Raw genomic sequence first — 5,101 nt, forward strand, 5'->3', positions numbered from 1 at the left:
GATTATTGTTTTGACTTTGATTGTCGTTTTGATTATTATTACAGCCAATTAACGCAAAAACCGTAATAATAATTGTTAGGATTTTTTTTAACATTTTTATTCTCCTTTTAATTTAATATTCTAATAAAAATTTTACTATCTCGTCAACGCTATCGGGCGGGAATAAACTTTTATTCGTATCCATAGATTTTATTTTATTCATATCGTCTTCGGAAAGTTCGAAATCAAAAATATTAAAATTTTCAATCATTCTTTCCTTATGAACGCTCTTTGGAATTACCGCGATATTTCTTTGGACAAGCCAACGCAAAATTACTTGAGCCGCCGTCTTGTCGTATTTCGAGCCAATGTTTTTCAAAGTTTCGTTTTCGACAAGTTTTCCTCTTGCAAGCGGAGACCAAGATTCTATTTGAGTTCCGTAATTTTTCATTATCTCTTTATCGAACTCTCTTTGAAATAATGGATGAACTTCTATTTGATTAACCGCTGGCTTTATTTTATTATGTTTTGCCAAATCTACCAATTTATCTGGATAGAAATTGCAAACTCCAATCGCTCTGATTTTTTTATTTTCATGCAATTCTTCCATAGCTCGCCAAGAACCGTAATAATCGTTGAAAGGTAGATGGATTAAATACAAATCCAAATAATCGAGGCGCAATTTTTCCATAGAAGCCTCAAAACCTTTTTTAGTTTTTTCGTATCCCGCATCGGTAATCCATAATTTAGTCGTTATAAATAATTCTTTTCTATTTATACCGCTTTCTTTTATGGCATCTCCAACCGCTTTCTCGTTGAAGTATGCAGAGGCTGTGTCGATTAATCTGTAGCCGACTTCCAAAGCGTCCAAAACCGCTCTCTTGCATTCGTCATAATCTTCTATTTGAAAAACGCCGAAACCCAATATTGGCATTTCCACGCCGTTATTTAATTTTACATTTTGCATGTAATTTCTCCTTCGCCATAGGGAGTGCCTTTGGCATATTTATCATTCTTTATAAACTTCGGTTGCAAAAGAAAACATCGACCAGCCTTTTGTCCATCCCGTGTAAAAAGATAATTGAGTTATGATTTCAACCATCTCCTCTTTTGTAATTCCGTTTTCTTTAGCTTTTTCCAAATGCGATTTAATAGAAGTGTCCGTCACTCCCGCTCCCATTAAAGCGGCGATTGTGATTAAACTTCTGTCTCTCGGCGATAATTCTTTTTCTCTGCCCCAAATCTGCCCGAATAATATATCGTCATTAATCGATGCGAATAACGGAGCAAAATCTCCAAGATAATCTCTTCCGTCCGTAACCGCGCTTTTATTTGTCTCATTGGTAGAAATTTTTAAACTATCGTTTGTAGATAATTTTGTTTCGTTATTTATATTATTATCGCTATTGCTATTGCATGAAACGATATTAATAATTATTGTTATTATAAATAAAGATTTAAAAAATATATTCATTGTTTTTCTCCTTAAAAATTATTTATTTATACCTATTTTCTCTATCCAATCCCTAACCGTATTTTTCTCTCTTCCAATGTTTGCGCCTCTAATAGCCAAGCCTTCCGTTATGGTAGAATTAGGGCATACGGCTTTTATATCCGTTAAACTTCTTCCCATCCTCGAACCTTCATGCGTGCATATCGGAGCTATTGTTTTACCCGAAAAATCGTTATCTTGCAAAAATCTTTTCACTATTTGAGGCATCGTTCCCCACCAATTTGGATAGCATAATATTATCGCATCGTAAGAAGATAGATTATTTATTTTATTTTTAATTTCTGGCAAATAATTATTGTCTAATTCTTCCCTTGCTTGTTCGGTAGTTTCCATTGGTTGTCGCGGATAAGGTTGAGCGGGGACAATTTCAAATATATCGCCTCCCGTTATCTCTTTCGCGTATTCCGCCGCGGTTTTTGAGTTTCCGCCCCAGCTAAAATAAGCGACAAGAATTTTGCTTTTACTATTGTTATCGTTTGCCGCAATATTAATAGCGTCTGCAGAATTTTCTTTATAATCCGCAGTTGTAATATTCGCGTTTTCAGTCGTATTGTTTTGAGCGTTCGCTTTATTGCTGCAAGAAAACAATACGAAACTTGCAAGCAATAAAGTTATAATTTTTAATGTTTTAGTCATCTCCGACCTCCTATTTTTTGTTATTTATAAATTTCCATTGCAAAAGAAAACATTACCCAGCCTTTACTCCAGCCCGTGTAAAAAGATAATTGAGTTATAATTTCAACCATCTCCTCTTTTGTGATTCCGTTCTCTTTAGCTCTTTCTATATGCGATTTCATTGATTTGTCCATAACTCCCGCTCCCATCAAGGCGGCGATTGTGATTAAACTTCTATCTCTCGGCGATAATTCTTTTTCTCTACTCCAAACCTGCCCGAATAATATATCGTCATTAATTGAAGCGAAAAGAGGCGCAAAATCTCCGAGATAATCTCGCCCGTCCGTAACCGCATTTTTAGATAATTTTGTTTTTTTATTCGTTTTATCATTGTCGTTTATACTCATTTTTTCTCCTTTTTTTAAAATTAATTTTTTTACTTTCTATTGAATAAAATTTGTAAACACAGGCTCTTCTCTTTTAGGCAAAGCGACATTATATTTATTTGCAATTTCCTTGCATCGAAGAAAATAAGCCATATTCCTTGCCAAAACTCGCATCGTTTGAAGCCCTTCCAAATCTCGCTCTACTTCTTCAATAGTATCTCCATGAACCATATTCCAATAGCATGAAGAAACTACGAACATTTCATGCAAAGTCAAATATTTATTGAGTTGGTCGAAAGTAGCCGTAGTTCCCGCTCTTCTTGCCGACACAACTACCGCCGCTGGCTTCAAATAAAAAGCCTTGTTATCGTTGCCCACAAGTTCCGAAATAAAAGCTCTGTCCATAAACGAAGTTATAGAACCGCTTGCGGAGGCGTAATGAACGGGGCTTCCGAATACGAAACCGTCCGATTCTCTCGCCAAAGTTATAAATTTTTCCACTACTTCGTCTTTGAGTATGCATTTGCCTTCCCGCTCGCAAGTATGACAATCCGTGCATCCCGAAATCGGTTTTCGTCCTATCCAAAAAATCTCGCTTTCAATATTTTCTTCTTTAAGAGTATTCGCAATTTCGGTTAAAGCTCTGTTTGTGCATTTGTTTTTATTCGGGCTTCCGTTTACTAATAATACTTTCATTATATTTTTCCTTTTCTTTTTTTATTTAATTTTTTATTTTCAAATAATCTTACAGACACATTTTTAAGATTTTTATAACATCGTTTTTATCCAATGGAACAAAAGCATATTCAAGAAATCCGTATTTCACGGAATTTGAAGCCATCTCTTCAAAATGTTCCTCTCCTATTCCAAGCTCGGTTAAACTCATAGGAATTCCCAAACTTTTGAAAAACTTTTCCGTTAAATCTATGGATTTTTTAGAGATTTCCAATTTTTCCAAATTTGAATCTATATCCCATACATTGATTCCGTAATTTGCAAATCTTTTTAAAATCTCTTCGTTTGCTTTTTCGTTTAATATATAACGCATCCATCGAATAGTAATAATCGCAAGTCCTACGCCATGTGTCGTGTCGTAATAACCGTTTAACTCATGCTCTATTCCATGACAACTGAAAGCCGTTATTCTACTTCCCAAAGAAAGTATTCCATTATCGGCAATCGAACTCGCCCACATCAATTGTCCTCTCGCTTCGTAATCTTTGGGGTTTTCTATCGCTTTCGGAAGATATTTTATTACCGTTTTTAGAACCGCTTCGCAAAGTTTATCCGCAAGAAACGGACTATAAGGAACAAAATACTGCTCCAAAATATGAGAAATAATATCGACAGAACCAGCCGCCGTTTGATAAGCCGAAACCGTAAAAGTATATTCGGGGTCGAGTATAGAGGTTTTAGGACGAATCAATTCGCTTTCGTATCCTAATTTTTCATTTTCGCTTTTATTCGCTATGATAGCTCCAGCATCGTATTCGCTTCCCGTAGCCGATAAAGTCAAAACCGTTATTATTGGCAAAGCTGTTTCAGTTTTTATCGATTTTTTAATCATATCCCATGCATCCTCTTTACAGAAAGTAGCCGCCGATATTATTTTAGCGCAATCGATTACGCTTCCGCCTCCAACGGCAAGAACTACTTCTATAGAATGTTCTCTGCAAAGTTTTACTCCTTCTCTAACGCTTTCGATTTTAGGATTTGGCTTTACTCCGTTTAATTCGTGAATTTCAAAATCTTTAAGCAAATTTATTACGGTGTCGTATAATCCTATTTTTTTAATAGAACCTCCGCCGTAAACCAGAAGGACTTTTTTTCCGTATTTTTTAATCTCGTTTGGAAGATTTGAAATCTGTCCTTTTCCAAAAAATATTTGCGTATTTGAGTTAAATTGAAAATTTTCCATTTTTTTCTCCTTCGCCATAGGCGTGCCTTTGGCAGTATTTTTATAATTTTTTATAATTTTTATTTTTATACTTTCAAGTAAAATTTAGATATTGTCTTAATATAAGACTAATACTTTAAAAAAATAACTACATTTTAATACCTCCTTAAAATATTTATGCAATGCTCCGTAAAGGATTTTGTCATTTTAAGCAAAGCTTCTCTCTCTTCTTTTGTCAGTTTTTCCATAGCCTTATATTCGGCGTTTCTAACTTTCAAAAGAATACTTTCTGCGTATTTTTTACCAGCATCCGTAAAATGAATAGTCTTCATTCTTCTGTTTTCGGGAAGCTCCTCAAGTTTGAGAAACCCCTTTTTATAGAAATAAGTTATCGCTCCGTTTACGGTTTGCTTCGGAAGAAAAAGCGACTCGGATATAATTTTTTGAGTGCAATTTTCGGTTTTAAAAACCACATCCAAAATCAAAAGATTCGTATATGAAAGCCCGACAGATTTCGCATATTCTTCGTAAGACAAATTCCAATCTTGCAAATACTTGCAATATTCTTTAATTTGTTCTTTCAAAATATTATCCATAATTTTAACCTCAAAAGTATTGATATAGTAAAATAAATTTATAGGACTAATTTTACAATATATTAAAAATTTTGTCAAGCGTTTATTTTATTTTTTAAAAAAAGATTGCCCCGCA

7 protein-coding genes are annotated in these 5,101 nt (G+C 34.3%); all 7 read right to left on the reverse strand.

What is annotated here, in order from left to right:
- Window positions 1-112 precede the first annotated feature (112 nt).
- Window positions 113-946, reverse strand: a complete 834-nt coding sequence (locus EZH24_RS06995; protein WP_137998409.1) for an aldo/keto reductase — start codon at window positions 944-946, stop codon at window positions 113-115.
- 42 nt (window positions 947-988) lie between these two features.
- On the reverse strand, window positions 989-1,453 hold the full coding sequence (locus tag EZH24_RS07000; RefSeq protein WP_137998410.1) for a carboxymuconolactone decarboxylase family protein: 465 nt from the start codon (window positions 1,451-1,453) through the stop codon (window positions 989-991).
- Window positions 1,454-1,471: 18 nt separating this feature from the next.
- Window positions 1,472-2,128 (reverse strand): flavodoxin, encoded by a 657-nt coding sequence (locus EZH24_RS07005; protein ID WP_137998411.1) that lies wholly within the window; start codon window positions 2,126-2,128, stop codon window positions 1,472-1,474.
- 20 nt (window positions 2,129-2,148) lie between these two features.
- Window positions 2,149-2,514 carry a carboxymuconolactone decarboxylase family protein gene (locus EZH24_RS07010; RefSeq protein ID WP_137998412.1) on the reverse strand — a complete coding sequence of 122 codons (366 nt, stop codon included), beginning with the start codon at window positions 2,512-2,514 and terminating at the stop codon, window positions 2,149-2,151.
- 36 nt (window positions 2,515-2,550) lie between these two features.
- Window positions 2,551-3,189, reverse strand: a complete 639-nt coding sequence (locus tag EZH24_RS07015) for a flavodoxin family protein (protein ID WP_137998413.1) — start codon at window positions 3,187-3,189, stop codon at window positions 2,551-2,553.
- A 49-nt stretch (window positions 3,190-3,238) separates the two neighbouring features.
- The gene (locus EZH24_RS07020; RefSeq protein WP_137998414.1) at window positions 3,239-4,411 is read right to left on the reverse strand and encodes an iron-containing alcohol dehydrogenase; all 1,173 of its coding nucleotides are present in this window, start codon (window positions 4,409-4,411) and stop codon (window positions 3,239-3,241) included.
- A gap of 134 nt (window positions 4,412-4,545) precedes the next feature.
- A complete protein-coding gene (locus tag EZH24_RS07025) occupies window positions 4,546-4,986 on the reverse strand; it encodes a MarR family winged helix-turn-helix transcriptional regulator (RefSeq protein ID WP_137998415.1) in 441 nt (146 codons plus the stop codon).
- Window positions 4,987-5,101 lie beyond the last annotated feature (115 nt).

This window comes from Brachyspira catarrhinii (assembly GCF_005518285.1).
Classification (GTDB): Bacteria; Spirochaetota; Brachyspiria; order Brachyspirales; family Brachyspiraceae; genus Brachyspira; species Brachyspira catarrhinii.

What these genes read in the sequence shown, in the direction of transcription:
- EZH24_RS07020 (WP_137998414.1), bottom strand. Translation starts at nt 4,411, where the DNA reads ATGGAAAATTTTCAATTTAACTCAAATACGCAAATATTTTTTGGAAAA.
- EZH24_RS07005 (WP_137998411.1), bottom strand. Translation starts at nt 2,128, where the DNA reads ATGACTAAAACATTAAAAATTATAACTTTATTGCTTGCAAGTTTCGTA.
- EZH24_RS07000 (WP_137998410.1), bottom strand. Translation starts at nt 1,453, where the DNA reads ATGAATATATTTTTTAAATCTTTATTTATAATAACAATAATTATTAAT.
- EZH24_RS07010 (WP_137998412.1), bottom strand. Translation starts at nt 2,514, where the DNA reads ATGAGTATAAACGACAATGATAAAACGAATAAAAAAACAAAATTATCT.
- EZH24_RS07015 (WP_137998413.1), bottom strand. Translation starts at nt 3,189, where the DNA reads ATGAAAGTATTATTAGTAAACGGAAGCCCGAATAAAAACAAATGCACA.
- EZH24_RS06995 (WP_137998409.1), bottom strand. Translation starts at nt 946, where the DNA reads ATGCAAAATGTAAAATTAAATAACGGCGTGGAAATGCCAATATTGGGT.
- EZH24_RS07025 (WP_137998415.1), bottom strand. Translation starts at nt 4,986, where the DNA reads ATGGATAATATTTTGAAAGAACAAATTAAAGAATATTGCAAGTATTTG.